The sequence below is a fragment of the Rossellomorea vietnamensis genome, from assembly GCF_008180415.1.
In the GTDB taxonomy this organism is placed as follows: Bacteria; Bacillota; Bacilli; order Bacillales; family Bacillaceae_B; genus Rossellomorea; species Rossellomorea vietnamensis_C.
This window is the reverse complement of the sequence record NZ_VTEI01000002.1, coordinates 373,994-395,593: the sequence shown is the minus strand read 5'-3', so window position 1 is coordinate 395,593 and position 21,600 is coordinate 373,994. Positions and strand designations below refer to the sequence as shown.

The window sequence follows — 21,600 nt, the reverse complement described above, 5'->3', positions numbered from 1 at the left end:
TAAACTGGTAACACTAAGTATATGAATTTAGACTACTCGCCTTTTCCTTGAATCCGCTCTATCACGTCCTGCAGATCATCAGGCTTTAAAAATTCAATAGGGGAGGCGCCTTTTTCAAATTGAACAGAGTCACCCTCGATTAAGAGCATATAACGGCCGTTCACTTTGGCTATATGAATGGTATCTCCGAAATCTGACAGCATGGCTTTTACATCGATATGATCCAATTTCATCTTCAATTCCACTTCAGGGGACTGTTCAATGATTTGCGAAGTGGCCTCTACGACCTGTTCGGTGGTGAATCTCTCTTGCAGCTCCCGTTTCGGGCTGATGGACCAGGCCTCCACGGCAGATTCAAATTCCACTCTTTCTTCGCTTTCAGGCTCATAAGATTCTTCAATGTGTTCCTGAACCATACCCATAACCTGCGTCCTTACGATTTCCGGCATTGATTTTTCGTATTCCACAAATTTAAGAAAGTCTTCAAAATACCTGGCGTGAGAAGCCTGGTGGATTTTTAGTTCTGCTTCGTCCATCATTCCTTCTTCAGGCATGAACGGATACTGGATGGATTTCATGTTTTTAGTAGTGATGGCCATCTCGACATTATGAATCAGGGTGGTTTCATCAGTGATTCTTGCTACCTTTGGCTCAAAATCACACTTCATTAGAAACAGAAAAGGATCATCAAAGTATTTCCGCAGCTTTGCGAGAGCCACAATGAAAACGCCGCCCCTGACTGCGCTTGCTTCTACGTAAGCATTGACGAATTGAAGGGAGGCTTCCTTAAAGGCATCAATTGATTCAGGGTTTCTGGCACGGTCAAACAAATTATAGTTCGGGTTCGAATCCAATTCATGACCCGGCTCCACGATAAAACGGCCAATTTTAGTTGGTGCACCTTCGGATTTGCTGTGCCTGTCCACTTTTCGCTTCGCGATTTTGGTCAATTCCCCATCAAGGAAATCTTTTAATGGGTTATTCTCATATCCTTGTTCGTCAAGTGTTTGAAAATGCTTGAACCTCTTATCGGCATTTTCTCCTTTTCCTTCCACTTCAACAACGTAAAAGGACAAGTATTTGATTTCAAAGTCCATTGTTTTCATCCTGTTCATGTAGATTTGCTTTACTCAGTATAGTGAAAGGACTTCGTTTCGTCAACGAACCGTTGTTCTTGCTGACTTAGTTAGGAGGGGGTTTTAAAAAAGTCCGCATAATATTATTTTTTTTGAAAGGCTGTATTTGTAAAAATTGTGGCTGTGTTAAAAGTAAAGGGTTTCCACACCAGGCGCAGCAACCAGGTTGGGGATCACACCTGTCCCGCTAGTCCCGCAGGATGTCTTGCTATTTCCGCTGCAATCCTTCTGCGTAAAGGGGAGCGGGAAGAGGTTAAAATAGTATTCAAATCCTCAGCCTTTAGTAAAGAGCTTTTGAAAATTCCCAACATTAGAACACCCTTGATTTTCGAACATAATCAAGAAGATATACAAATGAATTAGTTTTCCTGTTGAGCTAAATCATCCGACAGTACTGTTTGGTCATATTCCAGCAGGAGAGTAAGAAGTTCTTTATTGGGAAGCTGCTTGCTGAATACATATCCTTGAATTGTGTCACATCCGATCACTTCCAGTATCTGCTGCTGTCCCAGGGTTTCTACACCTTCCGCAACAACTTCCATTCCTAAGCTATGAGCCATTTGAATCAGGGCCCTAACAATGGCCGTATCATTAGTGTTGGTTTCAAGATCAATGATAAAGTTCCGATCGATTTTCAAGATATCGACTGGAAGGTTTTTCAAATGATACAGGGAGGAGAACCCGGTCCCAAAGTCATCAAGTGCCAAATCGATGTTCATTTCTTTAGCAGCAGCAGTCTGCTGATGGTTTTTCGGCTGTGACCTTGCAGCACTTTCAGTGATTTCTAATTTTAAATTAGAGGGAATTAACTTATTCTTTGGAGATGATTGTTAATCGTTCTGGTAAGGTTCTCATGAAGAAATTGCTTCATGGTTACATTCACGCTTGCATTAGCTTTCCTGCTCCTGCCCTCTTCCAGAGTTTTGCATCCATGCATGTTTTTTCGATGACCCACTCACCAATTTCTATGATCAAGCCAGACTCCTCTACTTAAGGGGTAAGAGTTTTTTTCATGACAGGAAAGGGTATAGAAGTACTGCCTGTGCAGATAGAATGATTAGAGGATGTGTGAAAAATCGAACCGATAATGAATTTCCTTGTTGGCCTGGGAATATGGGGCCTATTGCTGGGAGTTTTAATAGAAGCTGTTTCACTGCCTTTTCCGGCAGCATTGTTCATCTTGATTTATGGATATATTCTTCAGCCAAGTCCCTTGGAAATCCTTCTATACAGTTTGGCTGTCAGCGTGTTTTATGTCATGGTCAGCTATATACCCTATTGGCTGAGTATTAAATATGAAGATGATATCCGCCGGAAGTTATCCAAAAGGAAGCAGGAAAAATTCGACCGTTGGACTGATAAATATGGAGATTGGACCATTACAATGGGAAGGATCCTTGGAATGGGATACATTGCTTATCTGGGAGGCTTCTGCAGTATCAAGCCTGCCAGATATGGACTGCTGACGTTTATAGGCATTCTGCCAATTTCAATCGCCATGTTTTATCTGGGAAGCATAGGAAATCTTGACGCCCTGCAGGAAGGCTTCAATAATGTACAGTGGATTATAAACGGATTGCTTTTGACAGTAACAGTTAGCTATATCCTGTTCAAACTACTTAGGAGAAAACCAGCACTTGCTAAAGCTAAACAAAAGGATAATATCTAAAGCTGTTTTTCGCATATGATGTTGCTTTCGGACATCCACGGATACATAGAGTTGTATCTCTTGCCGGGTCGGCATTGCCGTATTTCACCTAATTGATATTTCTTCGGTATTAGTATCAAATAGCAACAAAGTTTACCAAAACAGCCTATCTAAGAACCTCACACTATTGAGGTTCTTTAGTATGTTAAAGCAGCAAAAGAGTATGTCCCTTTTAATCCTTTAACGCACAAAACGAATTAATAGGCTATTGTTTACATATTAAGAGAAAGATATAATGGAATTATGTAATTATTTGGCACAAATGCTACCAAAGGACGATGTTATGAAGAATAATCTTGATAAATTGAAAGAAAAAGCAGATGAACTTGAAAAAGAAGTTGAGCTTTACCGTGAGATGATAAAGAAGCTTCCTTTCAGTTTTACTTACAATGATCCTGCTTCGGGGAAACAAATCATCAAGAATCAGGAAAGCTTTTCTTTAATTGAGGGAACAGCAGAATCAGAATCTCCGGCCATTACGTCTACTCTCGATATCCCGTTTGACCAAATGGAATATTTTTTAGCACCGATTCTGGACTTGGTGCAGCACCATATCGTTTTCATCGATGCGAAAGGACTGGTGACGCTTTGCAATTTGCAGGCAGCAGCCGATCTTGGAGTGAAACGTGATGAAGTAGTTGGAAGGCACATTCGCGAACTTTTGGGCCTCCCTGACTCTAAGATAAATCTTCTGGAAACTCTTAGGACGGAAAAGCCGATAGTCAACAGGGAAGTATTAGATAAAAATTACGGAATCAATAATACTCAAATCATTAGGGACTCTAATGGCGAACTGCTCAGGGTGGTAGGGACCTTTCAGTTTTTGAATGGAGTGAAAGAAGCTGAAAAGAGAGGCCTTGCCGGGAGGATCGCTGCGGGAATTGCCCATGAAATCCGGAACCCTTTAACAACAGTAAGAGGCTATCTTCAGCTGATGCATGCCGAGTCAGATGAACAGACCGCGTCCTTGATTAAAGGCCTGCTTATTCCGGAGATAGACAGGGCAAACAAAATCATCACCGATTTCCTGAGAATCGCAAAACCGCTGGAGACTCCCTCTGAAAAGTTAGAAATAGAAAATTTTATGGTTGAATACATCAGTAAATTCCTCAACAGCGAAGCGCTGTTATACAATATTTCCTTTGATTGCACCGTAGCAGAAGAAGCGAAAGGGTGCCTTATTAATGGAAATAAAGAAGAATTTCTTCAAGTATTCATCAATTTGTTCAGCAACTCGTTTCAGGCACGCACTGGCTCGCTGAAGATCGTAATAGAGGTAATAAAAAAGGGGTCTGGCCTTGAAATACATTTTAAGGATAATGGTTCAGGTATTAAGCCTTCTATGATCTCTCATGTATTTGATCCCTTCTTCACAACAAAAGATGATGGAACCGGCCTTGGACTTTCCGTCAGTAAAAAAATCATTGAAAATCATGGCGGAAATATGAGTGTATCCAGCGAGAGCTCCGGTACCATTTTTACCATTACACTGCCCATTCTGAATTAAAGTCATTATTTCCCATGAAAAGAAGACTTGTAAAAAATTGATGATCATGCTATATTTATTGAGCGATGAGCTAATTGTGTAAGCCGACAGACAAGCTTTATAAGCAACGTGCGATGTGGCGCACGGTCTCTCGCCTCAATACGCATCAAAGGCGCCTGTTTTCGAACAGGCGCCTTTTTCTATTTTCTTATTTTCTTAGAAGTAATGCACATTTAAGGCTAGTAAGGGATTACATATACATGAATAAATGTTATAATTGTTTTATCAACATATGAACATTTGTTCATATAATAAAATAGAGCTGAAAGAGGTAGTCGATCTATGGATAAGGGAAAGCATGAATTTTTACAAGAAGCAACTGTTGATAGGGTTTCCAGGACATTCAAAGCCCTTTCTGATCCCACCAGAGTACGAATTCTCTATCTTCTCACACAGGAAGAATGTTCGGTCGGGCACATAGCCGAAGTTCTCGGTTTGTCACAATCGGCGGTTTCTCATCAACTGTCTTCTATGAAGAACCAAAGGCTTGTTAAAGCAAGAAGGGATGGCCAATCGTTTTATTACAGTTATGATGATGACCATGTGATCGAAATACTAAAACAGGTTATCAATCATTCACTTCATGACTAGGAGGAATTAACGTGCATCATCACCACGGACACGCGCATGGACATGATCATGGGCACCATCACGGACATCATCACTCGAGAGAAGGAAACAAAAAAGGGCTTCTGATTGCGTTGATTATCACTACCGGCATCATGGTTCTCGAGTTCTTCGGCGGATTGATCACCAATAGTCTTGCTTTGCTGTCTGATTCAGGACATATGCTGAGTGACGCAAGTTCATTGGCATTAAGTTTGGCAGCCATGTGGCTGGCTGGAAGGGCCGCCTCTTCAGCCAAGACGTTTGGATACTATCGATTTGAGATTCTGGCTGCTTTACTCAATGGGGTTACATTATTTTTGATAGCAGGATTTATTGTCTTTGAAGCCTATGAACGCTTTCTTGATCCTCCAGATGTATCAAGCGGTGCCATGATGCTGATAGCTTTTATCGGTCTGCTGGCCAATCTGTTAAGCGCATGGGCGCTGATTAAGCAAGGGGATGTTAAAGATAACGTCAACCTTCGCAGTGCGTATCTTCATGTACTTGGAGATGCTTTAGGTTCAGTAGGGGCGATTATAGCAGGTGCCATCATGCTTTGGTTTGACTGGTACTGGGCCGATCCTCTCATAAGTGTCCTGGTTGCCTTGTTGATCTTGAAAAGTGCATGGGGGATCATCACCCATACAGTGCATATTTTGATGGAAGGGGTTCCTTCAGGCATAGACGTGCAGAAGGTGAGAAGCACCCTGGAGAGTATTGATGGCATCTTTAACGTTCATGATCTCCATATTTGGACAATAACTTCAGGAATGAATTCACTGAGCTGTCATATATTAATTGAAGATGAAGAAGACGACCAGGAAATTTTACAGAAAGCCATTAATATCATTGAAGAAGAATTCCAGATCAACCATACAACCATTCAGATCGAACGCTCAGAACTGACACATGGAGATGTCCATGCCTGATTATAACTAATCCCCACCCTTGACAAGCAGGGAGGGGATTGTTTTTTATACTGAATCTTCTCTGTAGTGAAGTCTGTCTAAGATTCTTCTTTTACGGTAAAGAACTGTACCAGCCTCTGCAATATCACTGATCATGGCCCTGTTAGTGAAAGCACCAAAAATGATCCCGGCTACCGGCACCATTTGAAACAGCTTCTTCCAGCCAAATTGATCCCTGTAAGTATACACTACCTCACGCCACCCCTGAATTTGAGCCATGACCTCATTTGTTGATACTTCTCCTTCGTAATAGGCAGATAGATTGTCGAGAACAGCTTTCTTACCGACGATATCAGCAGAGGCAAACTGCAGACACTTAATCATGAAGACTCTTTCTTTTTTATCATTGGGATCATACCCATGAATCACTGCAATTTCCTGGAGTGTCTTCAATGAAATGCCCAGCAATGCAGGTATATCAATTGTCAAAGTGAAGAGGCCGCCGATGCCTGTCGTTGCTCCTTGTATTGCAGCTGCCTGCTTTCTTGATCCGGCAAGGGTCTTGCTGAGCTTGTCCATTTCAGCAAGTTCAAGAGAGGATATGTCTTCTAAATTCGAGATAGTCCTGCCCGTCTTCTTTTCGATGTAGGAGTACATCATTTTTTGGGAAGTTAGATATTTTCCTCCATTTTGTATATAGCCGCCCATTTCATCCAGCAAAGAACCGATTTTTTTATGAATAAACTGGGGTGTGATTTTATCCAGTATCTTAAAAGGAAGTCTGGTCCACTTTTCCCAGAACCAGGCTTTCTTCTGATCCTCAATCCAAAGGTTTGTTTCTTCAAGTGCTGCAAGTAATTCTTGTTTTGTTTCCATCTTGTCCTCCTCTAGGTAAAACGATTTAATGATATTACTATCATAAATTACCCATATTGAAAACCCAAATTAAAAGAAAAGGGTGAGTGAGTGATTTTTAATGGTATAATAATAGAAATCAGTAAGAAATTTACGGAGAGTGAAGAATCTAAAATGCGATTTAAGAAAAGCATTCCTAACATGTTTACTTTGGGTAATTTATATTGCGGATTTTTGTCTATTGGATTCGCTGCAAACGGTCAGTTCAAAAATGCGGCTATTCTGATATTGATTGGCATGATGCTGGACAGTATGGATGGGCGTCTGGCAAGAATGCTAAAAGCGGATTCTGTGCTTGGAAAAGAACTTGATTCATTGGCGGATATTGTGACATTCGGTGTTGCGCCGTCCTTTTTGGTGTACTATACATACTTTTTTCAATTCGGCATGATTGGATTTGCTGTTGCAGGGTTGTTCCCTTTGTTTGGAGCATACAGGCTGGCCAGGTTCAATATCAGTTCAGATAAAACAGGCCTGAGTTATTTCATAGGTGTCCCCATTACTGCAGCAGGAGGAATCCTGGCGTTACTGACTCTTTTCGGGAACTTCATTCCCAACATCGTAACAACGGTGGTCTTTACAGCGCTTTGTTTTCTCATGGTAAGCAGGGTACGGATTCCTAGTTTAAAGGACATTCCGCTGCCTAAATACGGTACGATCATCACGGTATTCATAGCAGGGCTTTTATTTATCATTTACAGAGGGACATATGAGCAGTTCCCTTATTTGATCTATGTGGCTGTTCCTTTATACATTGCTTATTTATCCTATCGCTTTGTGAAGGGAAAAAGCAGAAGAGAATAATAGTAAATATTTTAAAGGGCGAAATCACTTTGATTTCGTCCTTTCTCATGATTAATCCTCAATAAAGGAAGAAGCCCCTAGGAGAGCGAAAATACTGCAAACGGCCGAATCACAGTTGACTGTAGTATTTTTGCCTGCTGGTTACAGATTAACGATTTATATAGTAAGGAGGAAATAATAGTCCTCAAGGCTGCTTGTATGAGACAAAAAAAGAGTGATCTGTGCCCCGCACAGATCACTCTTCCTCCACTCCTAAAGCCCATTTTAAATAATTCAGTAATAATGTGGTCTGTTCTTTTAATTCGAGTGTCCTGCTGTCTAAAATGGCATGACCCAATGCGAGTCCATCTATATAAGAAATAATGGATTTGGCTATCAGCCTAATGGGAAATCTGGGAATGAATTCACCGGCAGTTTCGCCTCTTTCAATAATCTTTGTCGTCATTTCAAAAGCATCGAAATATCTAAGGCGGGCATACTCACGACGTTTTTCGTCATTTCTTCTGGTCACGAAATATTCCAGTTTTGAAGGGGAAAGGGGATCCATTTTATCATTGGATTCTTTTTTATCTCCCAGCATGATAACCAGCAGGACATCCCAATAGGAACTCTGCTGCTTTATCAATTTTTCCAATGAACCATCTATGATCTTCTCTTGATTGCCTTGAATGACTTCACGGAAAAGATCTTCTTTATTTTCAAAATATTGATATAACCCTCCTCGGCTTACACCTGCTTTGTCCATGACGTGCTTCATGGTAGCAGTTTCATAACCGTTTTCAATAAATACTTCTGCAGCAGCTTCAATTAATTTGGCGCGACGCTGCTCCTTGTGTTCCTGGCTGACTTTCGGTGACATGTTCATCCTCCTGTTCGACTTTGTTTCGGAATAATACTGAGATGAAGAAAAGGAATATGAGCAAAGAACTGGTGACAACAAAGGATGGAATGATTCCTATGACAGTGGCCAGCGCTCCTCCAGCAAGCGGCCCAATAATTGTGGCTGTAGTCATGGTGCTGTTGATCACCCCAAAAACTCTGCCCGTCATATGAACTGGTGTTTTTTCCTGTACCGCTGCTTGGAAGGGAATGAAAACAAAACCTGCAGAAATCCCTACAATCAACGCAAGAAATGGAACCCAAATAATAGATAGGGAAAGATTGAAGTACGTAAGAACGGCCATTACCCCAAACCCTGTACCAATGCCTAAGACCCCAAAGCACATATACATGTAGGCATTATACTCTGTCTTCCTAGAGAGAAAGACACCGGTAATAAGCATTCCCAACCCTGAACTAGTTACAGCATACCCGAATAAATCCGGTGAAACATTTGTTAATTCACGGAGCAAAATGATGATCTGTGAATCCGACAACTGGAGGATCAATAAACTGATTCCCAAAAGAAATAATCCATATAGTAGGTAACTGCTCTGCCTTATAAACGTGATTCCTTCCTGTAAATCGGTTTTAAGAGAAGAGTCCTGTTTACCTTCCTGTCTGTTGTTAGAAGATTCCTTCGCTGTGGCAGGTAACAGCAAAATTAGAATAGCAGAAAGAAAAAGGTTGCCGAATCGATATAAAAAACATTGTACATTCCGAACGAAGAAACCAATATACCACTGATCAGCGGTCCCATTACTTTGGTGCTTGAATCGATCATCGAGGTAAGGGACATGGCCCCTTTTATATTCTCATCCTTCACCAGCTCTTTTAACTTTCCGTTTTTGGCAGGAACGAATATAGACGAAAAAATCCCTGTTGCAAATAAAATAATATAAACCATCCAGACACTGCTTGCAAGGGGCAGCAGCAGGATGAGTATGCCTCTGGCTACATCAGAAACAATCATTAGTGTTTTTCGTTCCATCCGGTCGGCAATTACTCCAGATAGCGGACCTAATAAAGCCATCGGCATAGCAAGACTCAAAATGATAAGAGACATTTGCATGGGGGTTGCTTCCCATTTTAACCCAACAAGCGTAATGATTGCTACAATACTTAACCAATCACCTAAACTGGAGATAGCTTGAGCTGTGATTAAAGGGACGAAATTTTTGTTCTGACTTAATTTACGTTCCAACTAAATCCCTCCAAAATAAACGACATAAGTGTCGTTTTGTTAACTTTATTATAACGACACTTGTGTCGATTAACAAGTGTTATTTGCAAAAGAACAATTTTTTTCCAGACAAGGAGAAACTCTTTTTAGAGGAGTGTGATTCTTAAGAGCAGTCTAATGCTCGCCTTTCTATAGAAAAGGCTATCTTCGTGTTGGATATTTCTAAAAAAATTTTGAACAGTGATATTTCCTCGGAATCAAAGACTTTTCACCTTAAATGTAGATGAGCTTTTTATTTTTTGCGTAGAAGGGTACTTAGGATGACAGTGTGAAAATAAAACACAACATCAATTTTCAAACTGCTCTTTTCTAAAGGCATTTTTCGTAAACTTTGTTGCTATTTGATACGAATTCCAAAAAAATAACCATATTAAGAGGGGGGAAAGCTGGTAATACCGAAAAGAAAAGAGCTACTTTCCCTCGATAAGAGATAAAACTTTTAGTATCCGGGGGTATCCGAAAGCAACAATATATGCAAAAACAGCCATCAAGAAGAGCCAAAGGAGAAGGTATCCGAAGTCATCTGCCTGCTCCTTTGCAGAATCTGGGGGAAGTTGGGTGGTTTCAACGATGCTGGAATTGAATGTTAAGTCCTGGTCTGTTGTGAGGCAAAAAATGGTATAATGTGAATAATACGATATGAAGACAGGATGTTATGGATATGAATCAAAATGATCTACAGATATTAGAGCAGAAAACATCGATCATGAATGCCATGGAAGCTACCCCATTTCCAGTCCTTCTGGGCAGAGATGGAGTTTTTCTTTTTGCTAATAAACATGCCCTAAAGCTCTTGGAAGCAGATAGTCTTGAGCTTATCAGAGGTAAACATGTTATAGACTTCACTCACGAAACCTCTTATCAGCACACAATTAAAGAGTTGGCCATGCTAAAAAGAGGTATTCCTCAAAGCAGCTCTTTGAAAAATATTATGACTATGAAAGGCAATGTGCTGGAGATTGAGACGGTCGTATCAAAGATTACGGTAAATGGTGAAAAGCTGGACTATATTATTGTTAAGGATTCCAGCGAGAGCAGCAGGCTTCAGCATAGATACCTCATGCAAAAGAAGCACTATCAGACGTTGATTGATAACTCTATTGATACCGTAGCTTTAGTTACTGATAATGTTTTTCAATATATAAATAAAGCAGGTCTGAAGCTTTTCAAGGCCCAGCATGAAAGCGAAATTATCGGCAGGTCAGTATTGGATTTTATTCACCCAAGAGACCACGAGGATGTAAAGCAAAGAACGATAAACGTCATCGATCATCCAAATGGACCGGCGGAAAGGGTGGAGCGGGAATTTATCAGGCTTGATGGCACCTCCAGGTTTGTCGAATCTGTGGTCATGCCGTTTAATATAGATAATAAACCTTCATTGCAGGTAATTCTAAGAGATATTACCGAAAACAAACAGCAGCATCAGCATACAGTAAAAAACGAAAAGTTATTGACTGCCGGCCAGCTGTCCGCCGGTATCGCACATGAAATCAGAAATCCCCTTACATCGATTAAAGGTTTTTTGCAGCTGCTTGAGACTAAAATTCCTGAAGAAAACCAAAGATATGCCGAGATTATGAGGGAAGAAATAGATAAAATAGAAAGGATAACAGGTGAAATGCTTTCCCTCTCCAAATCACAGGCTATTATACGCACACAGCACAATATCATTACACTAATAGACCAAGTCGTCACGCTGCTTGAACCCCAAGCAACATTGAAAAATGTGGTCATCAACAATACGATTGATGACCAGGAAATAGTTATTCAATGCGATAAGCAGCAAATCAAACAAGTATTCATCAATATAATGAAAAATGCAATTGAGTCGATGGAAGACGGAGGGGATGTTTCTGTAGGTTTATCTGTAGAAAATGGCAGGGTTGAAGTAACAGTAACAGATGAAGGCTGCGGGATACCCAAAAGTTTACTTGGCCAAATTACAGAACCATTCTTCACAACTAAAGGAACGGGAACAGGCCTCGGATTGACCATCTGCAATAGGATTCTCAAAGAATATGGAGGGGAACTGCGCATAGATAGTACTGAAGGACAAGGTACTGTTTTTACAGTGGTTTTTCCTTTTGCAAACTAATAAAAAAGCAGCTGGGGATTTCCAGCTGCTTCTTTTATGCAGAAGTATGGGGAAACAAAAAGCAGTATTAGCTGAGAAGCTGATAGTTACTAAATAGACCACAGGCAAAAAGGTCTTTTAAACCAAGCCTTTTTTAGGAGCAACTTTGAAATTCTTGAATAACATTAAATTATGCAGTTGACAGAAAAGAGATGTTCTTATAAAATTATCTCGAATTCAAGATAAATTTTTATTATCTAAAGAATAATGAGAGTGCACTTATTTCAAGAAGATAACTTGAAAAAATTTTATTAAGATATCTCGAATTCAAAATAAATTAAATATCAGGAGGAATAAGTATGTTGGATACAGGTTTATTGATAATTAGATTAGTGATTGGTCTTTCGTTCATTGGCCATGGTGCTCAAAAGCTGTTTGGCTGGTTTGGCGGTTATGGACTGGAGGGAACAGGAGGGTGGATGGAGTCTCTTGGAATGAAACCAGGAAAGGCAATGGCGCTTTTGGCAGGACTTGCTGAATTTTTGGGAGGTATTTTCTTTGTCCTGGGGCTTCTTACGCCGGTTGCCGGTATCATGATAGCCATCACTATGCTGATAGCCATTGTAAAAGTCCATTATGCAAATGGCTATTGGTCAACAAATAATGGCTATGAATACAACCTTGCTTTGTTGGCAGTGGCAATTGGGCTTGCGCTGGCTGGTCCAGGGAAATATGCTCTGGATGCAATTTTATTTTAAAATTTAAATGACAAGATTTTTGAGGATGACTCTTTATACCCTATAATGAACATATCTATCTGCAGCAAATATTCTTTGACTAAACAGGAGTGATACTATGGAAACAAAAATGAAGGGAATTCATCATATAACAGCGATTGTTGGAAATCCACAGGAGAATGTTGATTTTTACGCTGGGGTTCTGGGCTTGAGGATGGTTAAGCAAACGGTCAATTTTGATGACCCTGGGACATACCATTTATATTTTGGAGATAAACAGGGAAGCCCCGGATCAATTATTACTTTCTTTCCTTGGGATGGAGCCCACAAAGGCAGGATTGGCGGCGGCCAGGTCGGGACTACCTCTTATGCTGTTCCGAAAGGTTCGCTGTCCTTCTGGGAAAACCGCCTTGAAAAATTTAAAGTCTCTTTCAGCAGGGATGAGAGATTCGGAGAAACCAGCCTGGTATTCAATGATCCTCATGGGCTTCAGTTAGAACTGGTTGAACGAGGGAGTGGCAAGGTCAATCAATGGACTGCGGGTGAAGTGACTTCAGATTCCGCAATCAAAGGTTTTGCGGGAGCCAGTCTCTTATCAGCCAATCCGGAGCTGACAGCACAATTGCTGATAGATGTCATGGGCCTTGAACAAATAGGTGAGGATGATGAATTTATCCGATTTAAATCCACTGCGGATATTGGGAATATAGTGGATTTAAAGAAGGAAGCGGTGGCTCGTGGAAGAATGGGTGTCGGCACTGTACATCATATTGCCTGGCGAGCGGAGGATGACAGCGATCAACTTCAATGGAAAGAGCATTTGGAAAAGAACAGCTATCCTGTCACTCCTGTTCAGGACAGAAATTACTTCAACGCTGTATATTTCAGAGAACATGGAGACATCCTCTTCGAAATTGCGACAGATCCACCTGGATTTTCCATAGATGAGGCACCTGAAGAATTAGGTACTAAATTAAAGCTGCCAGTTCAATATGAAACTCATAGAGAACAGCTCAAACAGGTTCTGCAGCCGATTGAGGTGCGCTTATTGGATTGAAGCAACCACCTGTTCTCTCAGTAGCGGTTACCTTTAAATAGTTAAACATTTAATACACATATGAAACGCACTTGAATTCACAATAGAATTCACAGTGCGTTTTTATTGATTTATCAAGTTTTGGCACAAACACTACCGGGCTGTGAAAGAAATTACGCAGTCTCATTATCCTAATAGGCAGGTGGAATTTTAGTGGAAGAAGTCTGCCATTATAATAATTGAAACCCCTTATATCTTTCTTTCATTCTCTGGAAAAAGAAAATAAGTAATCACCCCGGAAAGAATCGTACCCCCAAGTGCAATCAAGATCCTTGTCAATTGTTCTATTTCCCTATAGTTACTGGATAAAAACCAAAGTGCCAAAATAAAGACAAGAACAGAAACCGAAATGGCGACAGCCAGCCTTTTTTTCACTACATCACGTCCTTAAGAAATAAATATAAGACTTTTATAGTTTATCATAATTGTTTTGAGGTAGTTTATCGAATACTAAAAACTCAATGAACGGGCTGGCAGCCTGCACCAGTACCTATTGAATATTACTTATAATTTTTTGTGAATCAATTTCCCTGTAAGTGTTCCCTATAGTATGATAATAAAAGTGGAAAATAGAATAGGAGGCGTTTTCTTGAGAAAGATTAATATAGTTTTGTCTTTGATTGTTTTAATGATCCTGCTGGCAGGATGCAGTAATAAAATTGAAATGGTTGATAATGCGAGTGTTTCACTATCTGAAGATGGAAAGCAATTGGAGATCAAGATCATTTTGAACGATGAAAATATGAAGCCAGAGACTCCGTATCAAGTAAGACTTTTTGCTTACGACGGCGAACTGGTTAGGGTACTTGGAAAAGACCTCTTCATTTTTGAAGAAGAATATCTCAGCCATAAAGAAGGTGAAAAACCCAAAATAATAGAAATTAACGAGACTTTGCCTTTAACTGAAGAAATTTCTGAAGAAAAGCTTAAGGGTATCATCGAAGATAAAGAGGAAAATGCGTTGGAAATTGATGTCCTGAATACTGAAAAAGTGTTTGCTACAGAAGAAATCCATAAAGTGAATTAATTTCTAAATAAGCAGGAAAAAAGATGCTTCATGAGGAAGGTCCCTGTTCTAATTAAAAATAGAAGCTGGATACTGGGTAGTGGGGACAACGAGTGAACCAAAGGAGGAAATCATCCTTTGGTTTTTTTCGTAAGGCTCTTTTTGTAAACTTTATTTTTATTTAATATAAATATCAAAAACTATCACCATATTTCACCTGAAGTAACCTGGTAAGCTCCAAAGAAAAGAGCTGCTCATCTTGTTCAGAGAGAAAAACTTCGGCTCTGGATTTTTCCTGAAACAACCATTCATGAGAAAACAGCTTTTCGTTAAGAAAGTAAGTAGTTAATTTCTTGAATGCAGGATATTTCGCACTAGTAAGCTGAAGCCGTCTGCTTTCAACCTTATTTCATCGGCCGCTTCAATGCGTATAAATCTTCTTCAAGCATCAGCATTTTATCCATAAGGACGTCTTTGGAATCCATTATCCCTTTATTATAAAAGAAAGGACCCAGTTCTCGCACGAAAAACTCAAAAAGGTTTTCTGCTCCTAACATGCCGATTTCCTCGCCATGCTGTTCATAATGAAAAGTTTGAATTCTCCCGATGATTTCCTCTTTATCTTCTTTTGTCATTTTTATTGTTAACACTTCTACCCATCCTCTCAAGTAGTTTTCTTCATAGTAACACAGAAATGCTGGGATTTTGCCATTGGTTATCTATTTAGCTGTCGTTCCTCTATCAGGTCGGAAGAATACAAACCGGCGGCATATTCTGTTATATGAGACTGGATTTTAGGATATAGAGTAATAGAATTGAGATTTTCAATGGCAACCCACTCCGCGCCTATTTGGTTGAGATCAGGGGAGTCAGGCAAGGGGGAGTTCAAGCTGGAAATCCGGCAGTCGAAAAAGAGACTGAGGTTCGGTGTGCTTCCGTATATGTCATTATTTTGGTGAGGTGCATACTCATAGATGAACGCCAATTTTGATACAGAAACATCTACTCCTGCTTCTTCCTTGGCTTCTCTTACCGCGGCTTCTGCTGTGGACTCACCTTCTTCCACTCCGCCGCCTGGAAGATTGTAGTGAATTCCGTTTTCATCTTCAAATTTTGCCAAGAGGACTTTTTGATCATGAATAATTAATGCGCCTGCTCTTACTCGAATTGGATAACTCATTGAAACACTTCCTTTTACAATAATAGTAATTCATTCTACCAGATTTAAATTCATTTTGAAATAATGTACAATCCAGTATAGAACAAGTGAAAGAAAGGGTGTGTAATGTGATTTCTCGTGGAGTCATTGAAAGGGACGAACATGTATTAATGGTCAGGTAATATGTACAAAGAGGGGACGTCATCTGGACTTTTCCTGGAGGAGGTATTTAGAAAGGGGAAACACCAGAAAATGATCAGGGAGGTGAAGGAAGAGACGGGGTACGAAACAAAAGTAATTGAACAGCTGTCGTCTAAACATGGCAAGTTTACATAAATTGCTGAAATAATATCAGGAAAGCTGTTCTTGGATAAACAACTACCTGGTAATGCTGATATTTTGGAAGCAGCATGGATCAAAAATAATGACATAGAAAAGTTTGATTTCTGCACTCTTCCTGTCATAGACCATCTGTTACACAGAATGGGAAGGCCGGTTTAATGAACAATTGAATTCCATCACTAAAGAAGTGCCTTCATTAATCTCGGATCTACTCTTGAAGCCTGCCTTTTCATAGCAGCGGATTGCCCTTTTGTTTTCCTTGGAAGGATCGAGTACGATGAAGTCTGGTGCATCTTCTTGAATGATTTGGTTGATAAATTCTTTCACCATCTTCGTACCAATGCCTTTGTTGAATAATTCTGATTCTCCGATGAAACAGTCGATGCCGAATATTGACTCTTCTTTTGCAAATCCCCATTGGAAAGCATGGGGTTCTTAATTTTATATTTTTGGAGATATCCTGCAGGAGTACCCTCATAAAGGAAGATATAGGGTCTGACAAAATGGCAGCCGAGAATTCTAGGGTTATATTTTTTGAACGGCCTCAGGCTCTATTGGTTTGCCTCCCTGAAATTCATAGACCGGGTGTTATTGCAGCCACTTCTCCATTAAAGGAAGGTCTTCTGCAGCCATTTCTTTGAACACTATTACTTTTCCATTAGAGCACCTCCTTCTCAATTGGGCAATATTACTAATTAATATGATACTATAGGATAGTAGATTATGAAAAGGGCAGGGGGGCTAAAATGGATATCGATAAGGAACTGTTATTGATTAAAGAAAAAGATGGCTTTAAAAAGGACTTCTCGGTTTTGATTTCTATGATGGACTATGCCAGGTTTACCACATTGGCAGATTTGAAGGACGTTACTCAGGAAGAAATCGACTATCGATATGGTGGAGAGTTCAATTCGATCGCTATGCTGCTGGCCCATTTGGCAGCAATCGAGAAAGTGTTCCAAAAACTCACCTTTGAGGAAATGAATGATGACGAGATTAATAATTATGCAGATACTCTAGAACCGGCAGTAGGACTTGGTGCTGAGGCTTTTACGATAAAAGGCAAACCAGTTGAGTTTTATCTGGAAGAACTTGCTTCAATCAGGAAGATAACGAAGGAGAAATTTGCTTCACTTGATGAAAGCTGGCTGTACCGCGAGACTGATTGGTGGTTTGAACGAAAGGGAAATAACTTTTTTAAATGGTTCCACGTCTTTGAGGACGAAATTAATCACAGGGGCCAGATCAGGCTTATACGGAAACTTTATGCAAAAGAAAAAGAGACCTAAGTGAGTTTTTGTAATTTATGATTTTCTTTTAAGATCAGAAAACTATTTCATTAACAGTTGCATTTTCTAATGATTCCCAATATACTATCAGTAATCGAAACAGAAAGGACTGAACTTTTGAGCAATGAAGTAATTTACCTATCCCACAAAAAACGAGAAGTGCAAAATGCATATGAAATGATTAGACTCGTTCCGGATAGGATAAGTATGTCCATTTATTAAAAAGCTCTGTTTACGCAAATTGAAGTGGATCTGAACCTTCACTAATGGGAGGATCAACCGCTTTATTAACAGCACTTTTATAAATTAAGGACTCTTGCTCAAAAAAGTATACTCAGTCTTCATGAAGAAATTTCATGAATGTTTTCTGTACGTGTAACTTTTTCTTTATATTGAGCATAGATTATATACTAACCTTTCCGGAGCATTTCGGGGAGGTTTTTTTATGTTATTTATGAGAGCGAAGAATGTGCAATATACCATCGGTGAAAAGAAGTTTTTTGATGAGAAGCAATTAACGATTTATCAGGGAGATAAAATCGGGTTGATCGGAAGGAATGGTGAAGGCAAATCCCTCCTTTTGAAATATTTGCATGGGTTGACAGCTTCCCATCCTGATGTGGAATGGTTTTGCAGCAGAGGTTATATGGAGCAGTTAGGTATTTCTTCAGATGAACCTTATATAAGCGGCGGCGAATGGACAATAAAGAAGCTGAATTCTTTGCTTGCTGGAGGACATCAGCTTTTATTTCTGGATGAACCATCCAATAATCTTGATTGGGAAAGAATTGCCGAATTGCAGAAAAGGCTAAAGGGGTTTAGGGGGAGCTTCCTGCTGGCTTCTCATGACCGCAGTCTTCTGGATTCAGTTTGTACGAAAATATGGGAGCTGGATGATGGACAGTTAAGAGAATACCAAGGGAATTTTGAAGATTATCTACTAGAGAAAGAACGTGAAAAAAAGGAACAGGAAGCTAAATATGATAGCTATTCTAAAGAAAAGAAGCGTCTTCTTGCAAGGGTCGATATGAAACAGAGGCAGGCACAGGGAATGGATAAACCCCCGTCAAGGATGGGGAATTCGGAGTGGCAGCTGTATAAAGGAAAAGCTGCAGGTAAACGCGGAAAAGTCGAACGTGTTTCAACCGTGATCAAAGACCGGATCGCGAGAATGGAAAAGGTTGAAAAACCATTTGAGTGGGATGCGGTCAAGATGGAATATGTTCTGCAATCTCCAGTTCATCGAAAAATATTACTTGCCGCTAAAGATTTAACAAAGCATATAGAAGGCGAAAAGCTATATGAAACACCGCACCTTAAATTAAAAACAGGCAGTAAGACTGCGTGCATCGGCAGGAATGGATGCGGAAAAACCACCTTGATCAGACAACTGCTTGAGGAGGATTCTGAAAAAATAGATATGTCCCAAAATGTTAAAACCGGATATTTTGAGCAGAGCCTTCAAACTCTTCCTGAGAGTTCCAGTGTTTTGGAATTTGTGACAGAAGGAAGCACTCTCCCCCAGCATGTGATCAGAATCATACTCGCTCGCCTAAGGTTTTTTGAAGAAGATGTTCTTAAGCCGATTTCAGTCCTGAGTGGTGGAGAACGTGTCAAAACAGCCATCGCCAAACTGCTTGTCGGTGACTATAACCTACTGGTCCTGGATGAGCCGACCAATCATGTTGATCTTGATACAATTCAGGCATTGGAAGGTTTACTGAAAGATTACCCTGGCACTGTTTTGCTGATTTCCCATGATAGAAGATTCGTTGAAAACGTCGCTGATAAGCTGTGGAGGTTCCAAGACGGGACGATCAGCATGTTTGACGGGGGATTGAAGCAGTTAGAGGCTTCGAAACAAAAGATCAGTTCATTAGAAGAAAATGAAGAAGAAATGCTGAAACTGGAGACAAGGCTCACAGAATTGATAGGCAGATTGAGCTTGCCGTCTCCTGCTGATGATGTAAAAGAACTGGATGCTCAGTATAAATCGGTCCTGGAGCGATTGAAGAAGCTGAAACAATAACTGAGAGTGCCGTGTGGTCCAGGAGACAGAAATTTTAAATAATATATTATAAAAGCCGCAATGCAAGGGGGAACTTTTTTCTCTTGTATAGCGGCTTTTTGTTTTGCTCAGTGTGCTAAGCCGCGTTTACACACCAGGAGTTTCTCTTTAGGCAGGCAGGGTTCTTTTCGTTAGGCTCTTTTCGTAAACTTTGTTGTTATTTGATCCTAATTCCGAAAATTAACCACACTATGAGGGTGAAATCTGGTAACACCGAAAAGAGAAAAAACTCTTAGTATCCGGAATTATTTGAAAGCAACAATATAGATAAAACAGCCTTTCTAAAAGATTGTTGCTTTTAAATGCCATTTTATCCCCTCCTCATTTTTACGTGGAAGGATTGGAGCGTAAGGCGTGCGACCTCCTGCGGGACCAGCGGGCGTCTAGTTCCAGCACCTAGCCCCTCGGGGTCAAATAACCCCAAGAGATAAAAAGGAAGACCGCCTTTTTTTCTCTTGAGAACATTTGCCTGTCGGGTCTGACCAAGGTGCTTCCACTTTTGAAGACAGGTGAGACCCCTAATCTAGTTGCAGCGCCCAGCCCTTCGGGGTCAAATAACCCGAAGAGAATAAAAGGAAGTTCGCCTTTTTTTCTCTTCGGAACATTTGCCTGTCGGGTTTGATCAGGGCGCTTCCACTTTTTATACAGGCGAAGCCGAGGAGGCCGGGCGCCCGCCCCGCGGAGTCGCGCGCCTGGAGCGGAAATCCATTACTTTTAAAATAACCACAATCTTTGCGAAAACAGCCTTTCGTTAACTTTGCTGCTATTCCATATGAATTTTATATACACCGACATATGGAGCAGAATAAATGGTAAGCAGGAAAGAAAAGAGATGCTGGTCCAGTCAGCTGAAAACCTTTGAAAGAAGTGTTTTCATAAAGCAGTCTTTCATTCTGAGTGCTGTATCGAGACAGCCACAGTGGCTCGGAGTGAGAAAAGAAAAAGATATAGTTGGTGACTTGCACCTGTTTGAGTGGAAGAGATCCCCTGGCCAGAATGGAATTTCTACGGCTTTTTAACCGTTCGGGTTATAAAGCATTAGAAAAAGGGTAAAAACCTATGAAATCATTTGTCAAGCCTTGATGTTCTTTCTTTTCGATAGGAGGAATCCATGAGACCCAAAACACTGAAGTATCTTACCAATAAGCAGCTGCTGACTGTTTGGAGGCATGCCAGGAAGAGAGACCTATCCGAAGAATATCTTTCGTTGATTAAGGAAGAAATGAGAAGAAGGATGACAGTAACGTATAAGCAGTGAGTTAACAATAGATTATTCTATTAAGAATTTGAACTCTCTATAATCCGTTTGAGTGATAGCAGATAAGGATATAAGGAAAGTGAGATGCAATGAAGGAGGAATTGTTTTGGCTATTAAAGCTTTGTATTTAAACTGCAGTTTAAAGAAAAGTCCGGAAACTTCTAATACACAAGGGTTGATGGACAAAGTCATCGATATCATGAAAAATGAAGGTATTGAAACTGAAACGATCCGGATTGCTGATTATAATGTTGCTCCCGGGATGACACCGGATGAGGGGATCGGCGATGAATGGCCGGAAATCTTCGAGAAGGTCAAAGAGGCAGATATTCTAGTAATTGGAACGCCGATCTGGCTTGGTGAGAAAAGCAGTATTGCCAAGCGTGTCATTGAACGTATCAATGGAGGTGCCAGCTTGACTAACGATAAAGGACAGTACCTCTATTATAACAAAGTGGCAGGAGCGGTTGTGACAGGAAATGAAGATGGTGCCAAAAGCGCAGCAAAAGACGTCATTTACGGCATGTCCCATCTTGGGTTCACTATCCCGCCGAATGTTGATGTTTACTGGGTAGGCGAAGCAGGACCGGGCCCTTCTTTCTTGGAAGCGGATGGTTTTAACAATGATTTCACTAAGCAAAATACCAAAATCATGGCTTATAACCTGATTCATTTTGCCAGAATGCTGAAAGAACATCCCATCCCGGCAGAAGGAAATGTTGTAGAATAATAGAAAGAGCGCCGAGTAGAACCGGCGCTCTTTTTTACGTTTAGTTCAAAATTAAAACAAAATCCCTCATTACAGTGCTTTATAAAAAGC

General features: G+C 40.4%; 24 protein-coding genes. 14 read left to right on the top strand and 10 right to left on the bottom strand.

The window, feature by feature from the left end; translation table 11 throughout:
* Positions 1 to 32: 32 nt before the first annotated feature.
* Positions 33 to 1,097, bottom strand: a complete 1,065-nt coding sequence (locus FZC78_RS04520; RefSeq protein ID WP_148938456.1) for a DUF3900 domain-containing protein — start codon at positions 1,095 to 1,097, stop codon at positions 33 to 35.
* Between the two features lie 398 nt (positions 1,098 to 1,495).
* Positions 1,496 to 1,942 carry an EAL domain-containing protein gene (locus tag FZC78_RS04515; RefSeq protein ID WP_148938455.1) on the bottom strand — a complete coding sequence of 149 codons (447 nt, stop codon included), beginning with the start codon at positions 1,940 to 1,942 and terminating at the stop codon, positions 1,496 to 1,498.
* A gap of 317 nt (positions 1,943 to 2,259) precedes the next feature.
* Between FZC78_RS04515 and FZC78_RS04510 the strand changes: the two genes are divergently transcribed.
* From FZC78_RS04510 to FZC78_RS04495, 4 genes are all read left to right on the top strand, one after another.
* Positions 2,260 to 2,805, top strand: a complete 546-nt coding sequence (locus FZC78_RS04510) for a DedA family protein (RefSeq protein WP_187444800.1) — start codon at positions 2,260 to 2,262, stop codon at positions 2,803 to 2,805.
* A gap of 274 nt (positions 2,806 to 3,079) precedes the next feature.
* Entirely contained in the window at positions 3,080 to 4,351 is a 1,272-nt protein-coding gene (locus tag FZC78_RS04505) for an ATP-binding protein (protein WP_252183501.1), read from the top strand.
* Positions 4,352 to 4,672: 321 nt separating this feature from the next.
* A complete protein-coding gene (locus FZC78_RS04500; RefSeq protein WP_148938453.1) occupies positions 4,673 to 4,981 on the top strand; it encodes an ArsR/SmtB family transcription factor in 309 nt (102 codons plus the stop codon).
* An 11-nt stretch (positions 4,982 to 4,992) separates the two neighbouring features.
* Positions 4,993 to 5,928: a cation diffusion facilitator family transporter gene (locus FZC78_RS04495; RefSeq protein WP_187444799.1), complete on the top strand. Its 936-nt coding sequence runs from the start codon at positions 4,993 to 4,995 to the stop codon at positions 5,926 to 5,928.
* 45 nt (positions 5,929 to 5,973) lie between these two features.
* Here FZC78_RS04495 and FZC78_RS04490 read toward each other — a convergent pair whose 3' ends face one another.
* On the bottom strand, positions 5,974 to 6,783 hold the full coding sequence (locus tag FZC78_RS04490) for an EcsC family protein (RefSeq protein WP_148938451.1): 810 nt from the start codon (positions 6,781 to 6,783) through the stop codon (positions 5,974 to 5,976).
* A 153-nt stretch (positions 6,784 to 6,936) separates the two neighbouring features.
* On the opposite strand from FZC78_RS04490, the gene pssA reads away from it, so the two are divergent.
* Positions 6,937 to 7,626: a CDP-diacylglycerol--serine O-phosphatidyltransferase gene (gene pssA / locus FZC78_RS04485; protein ID WP_148938450.1), complete on the top strand. Its 690-nt coding sequence runs from the start codon at positions 6,937 to 6,939 to the stop codon at positions 7,624 to 7,626.
* A gap of 235 nt (positions 7,627 to 7,861) precedes the next feature.
* On the opposite strand, the gene FZC78_RS04480 is transcribed toward pssA, so the two are convergent.
* The 3 genes from FZC78_RS04480 to FZC78_RS24130 are packed head-to-tail and all read right to left on the bottom strand — an operon-like array spanning position 7,862 to position 9,709.
* A complete protein-coding gene (locus tag FZC78_RS04480) occupies positions 7,862 to 8,485 on the bottom strand; it encodes a TetR/AcrR family transcriptional regulator (protein WP_148938449.1) in 624 nt (207 codons plus the stop codon).
* Positions 8,430 to 9,167, bottom strand: a complete 738-nt coding sequence (locus tag FZC78_RS24135) for an MFS transporter (RefSeq protein WP_252183500.1) — start codon at positions 9,165 to 9,167, stop codon at positions 8,430 to 8,432. The genes FZC78_RS04480 and FZC78_RS24135 overlap by 56 nt, the downstream gene beginning before the upstream one ends.
* A gap of 2 nt (positions 9,168 to 9,169) precedes the next feature.
* Entirely contained in the window at positions 9,170 to 9,709 is a 540-nt protein-coding gene (locus FZC78_RS24130; protein WP_252183499.1) for an MFS transporter, read from the bottom strand.
* 700 nt (positions 9,710 to 10,409) lie between these two features.
* Here FZC78_RS24130 and FZC78_RS04470 point away from each other — a divergent pair.
* The 3 genes from FZC78_RS04470 (at position 10,410) to FZC78_RS04460 (ending at position 13,619) form a co-directional block, all read left to right on the top strand.
* Positions 10,410 to 11,846 (top strand): ATP-binding protein, encoded by a 1,437-nt coding sequence (locus tag FZC78_RS04470; protein ID WP_187444798.1) that lies wholly within the window; start codon positions 10,410 to 10,412, stop codon positions 11,844 to 11,846.
* 338 nt (positions 11,847 to 12,184) lie between these two features.
* A complete protein-coding gene (locus FZC78_RS04465; protein WP_148938447.1) occupies positions 12,185 to 12,583 on the top strand; it encodes a DoxX family protein in 399 nt (132 codons plus the stop codon).
* A 97-nt stretch (positions 12,584 to 12,680) separates the two neighbouring features.
* On the top strand, positions 12,681 to 13,619 hold the full coding sequence (locus tag FZC78_RS04460; protein ID WP_148938446.1) for a ring-cleaving dioxygenase: 939 nt from the start codon (positions 12,681 to 12,683) through the stop codon (positions 13,617 to 13,619).
* 228 nt (positions 13,620 to 13,847) lie between these two features.
* Here FZC78_RS04460 and FZC78_RS04455 read toward each other — a convergent pair whose 3' ends face one another.
* Positions 13,848 to 14,033, bottom strand: coding sequence for a histidine kinase (locus FZC78_RS04455; RefSeq protein ID WP_148938445.1), 186 nt, complete (start codon positions 14,031 to 14,033; stop codon positions 13,848 to 13,850).
* Between the two features lie 214 nt (positions 14,034 to 14,247).
* Between FZC78_RS04455 and FZC78_RS04450 the strand changes: the two genes are divergently transcribed.
* Positions 14,248 to 14,685: a hypothetical protein gene (locus FZC78_RS04450; RefSeq protein ID WP_148938444.1), complete on the top strand. Its 438-nt coding sequence runs from the start codon at positions 14,248 to 14,250 to the stop codon at positions 14,683 to 14,685.
* 383 nt (positions 14,686 to 15,068) lie between these two features.
* Here the strand turns inward: FZC78_RS04450 and FZC78_RS04445 are convergent, their stop codons facing one another.
* Positions 15,069 to 15,314, bottom strand: coding sequence for a DUF2164 domain-containing protein (locus tag FZC78_RS04445; RefSeq protein ID WP_148938443.1), 246 nt, complete (start codon positions 15,312 to 15,314; stop codon positions 15,069 to 15,071).
* 65 nt (positions 15,315 to 15,379) lie between these two features.
* Positions 15,380 to 15,844: an NUDIX domain-containing protein gene (locus FZC78_RS04440; protein ID WP_148938442.1), complete on the bottom strand. Its 465-nt coding sequence runs from the start codon at positions 15,842 to 15,844 to the stop codon at positions 15,380 to 15,382.
* Positions 15,845 to 16,189: 345 nt separating this feature from the next.
* Between FZC78_RS04440 and FZC78_RS24505 the strand changes: the two genes are divergently transcribed.
* A complete protein-coding gene (locus tag FZC78_RS24505) occupies positions 16,190 to 16,324 on the top strand; it encodes a hypothetical protein (RefSeq protein WP_286365469.1) in 135 nt (44 codons plus the stop codon).
* On the opposite strand, the gene FZC78_RS24710 is transcribed toward FZC78_RS24505, so the two are convergent.
* Positions 16,298 to 16,549 (bottom strand): GNAT family N-acetyltransferase, encoded by a 252-nt coding sequence (locus FZC78_RS24710; protein ID WP_353733564.1) that lies wholly within the window; start codon positions 16,547 to 16,549, stop codon positions 16,298 to 16,300. The genes FZC78_RS24505 and FZC78_RS24710 overlap by 27 nt on opposite strands.
* Positions 16,550 to 16,911: 362 nt before the next feature.
* Here FZC78_RS24710 and FZC78_RS04425 point away from each other — a divergent pair, with 362 nt between their 5' ends.
* The 4 genes from FZC78_RS04425 to FZC78_RS04410 all read left to right on the top strand — a co-directional run bounded on the left by FZC78_RS04425 (position 16,912) and on the right by FZC78_RS04410 (position 21,510).
* On the top strand, positions 16,912 to 17,454 hold the full coding sequence (locus FZC78_RS04425; RefSeq protein WP_148938441.1) for a DinB family protein: 543 nt from the start codon (positions 16,912 to 16,914) through the stop codon (positions 17,452 to 17,454).
* Positions 17,455 to 17,899: 445 nt separating this feature from the next.
* On the top strand, positions 17,900 to 19,483 hold the full coding sequence (gene abc-f / locus FZC78_RS04420) for a ribosomal protection-like ABC-F family protein (protein ID WP_148938440.1): 1,584 nt from the start codon (positions 17,900 to 17,902) through the stop codon (positions 19,481 to 19,483).
* Between the two features lie 1,150 nt (positions 19,484 to 20,633).
* On the top strand, positions 20,634 to 20,780 hold the full coding sequence (sda, locus tag FZC78_RS04415) for a sporulation histidine kinase inhibitor Sda (protein ID WP_148938439.1): 147 nt from the start codon (positions 20,634 to 20,636) through the stop codon (positions 20,778 to 20,780).
* A gap of 106 nt (positions 20,781 to 20,886) precedes the next feature.
* Positions 20,887 to 21,510, top strand: coding sequence for a flavodoxin family protein (locus FZC78_RS04410; RefSeq protein ID WP_148938438.1), 624 nt, complete (start codon positions 20,887 to 20,889; stop codon positions 21,508 to 21,510).
* The last annotated feature ends 90 nt before the right edge of the window (positions 21,511 to 21,600 follow it).

Bases quoted from the DNA above. Each gene is read 5' to 3' on its own strand.
- FZC78_RS04490 (WP_148938451.1), bottom strand. From the start codon at position 6,783: ATGGAAACAAAACAAGAATTACTTGCAGCACTTGAAGAAACAAACCTT.
- abc-f (WP_148938440.1), top strand. From the start codon at position 17,900: ATGTTATTTATGAGAGCGAAGAATGTGCAATATACCATCGGTGAAAAG.
- FZC78_RS04425 (WP_148938441.1), top strand. From the start codon at position 16,912: ATGGATATCGATAAGGAACTGTTATTGATTAAAGAAAAAGATGGCTTT.
- sda (WP_148938439.1), top strand. From the start codon at position 20,634: ATGAGACCCAAAACACTGAAGTATCTTACCAATAAGCAGCTGCTGACT.
- FZC78_RS04465 (WP_148938447.1), top strand. From the start codon at position 12,185: ATGTTGGATACAGGTTTATTGATAATTAGATTAGTGATTGGTCTTTCG.
- FZC78_RS04440 (WP_148938442.1), bottom strand. From the start codon at position 15,844: ATGAGTTATCCAATTCGAGTAAGAGCAGGCGCATTAATTATTCATGAT.
- FZC78_RS04500 (WP_148938453.1), top strand. From the start codon at position 4,673: ATGGATAAGGGAAAGCATGAATTTTTACAAGAAGCAACTGTTGATAGG.
- FZC78_RS04480 (WP_148938449.1), bottom strand. From the start codon at position 8,485: ATGTCACCGAAAGTCAGCCAGGAACACAAGGAGCAGCGTCGCGCCAAA.
- FZC78_RS04470 (WP_187444798.1), top strand. From the start codon at position 10,410: ATGAATCAAAATGATCTACAGATATTAGAGCAGAAAACATCGATCATG.
- FZC78_RS04505 (WP_252183501.1), top strand. From the start codon at position 3,080: ATGGAATTATGTAATTATTTGGCACAAATGCTACCAAAGGACGATGTT.
- FZC78_RS04520 (WP_148938456.1), bottom strand. From the start codon at position 1,097: ATGGACTTTGAAATCAAATACTTGTCCTTTTACGTTGTTGAAGTGGAA.
- FZC78_RS04460 (WP_148938446.1), top strand. From the start codon at position 12,681: ATGGAAACAAAAATGAAGGGAATTCATCATATAACAGCGATTGTTGGA.
- pssA (WP_148938450.1), top strand. From the start codon at position 6,937: ATGCGATTTAAGAAAAGCATTCCTAACATGTTTACTTTGGGTAATTTA.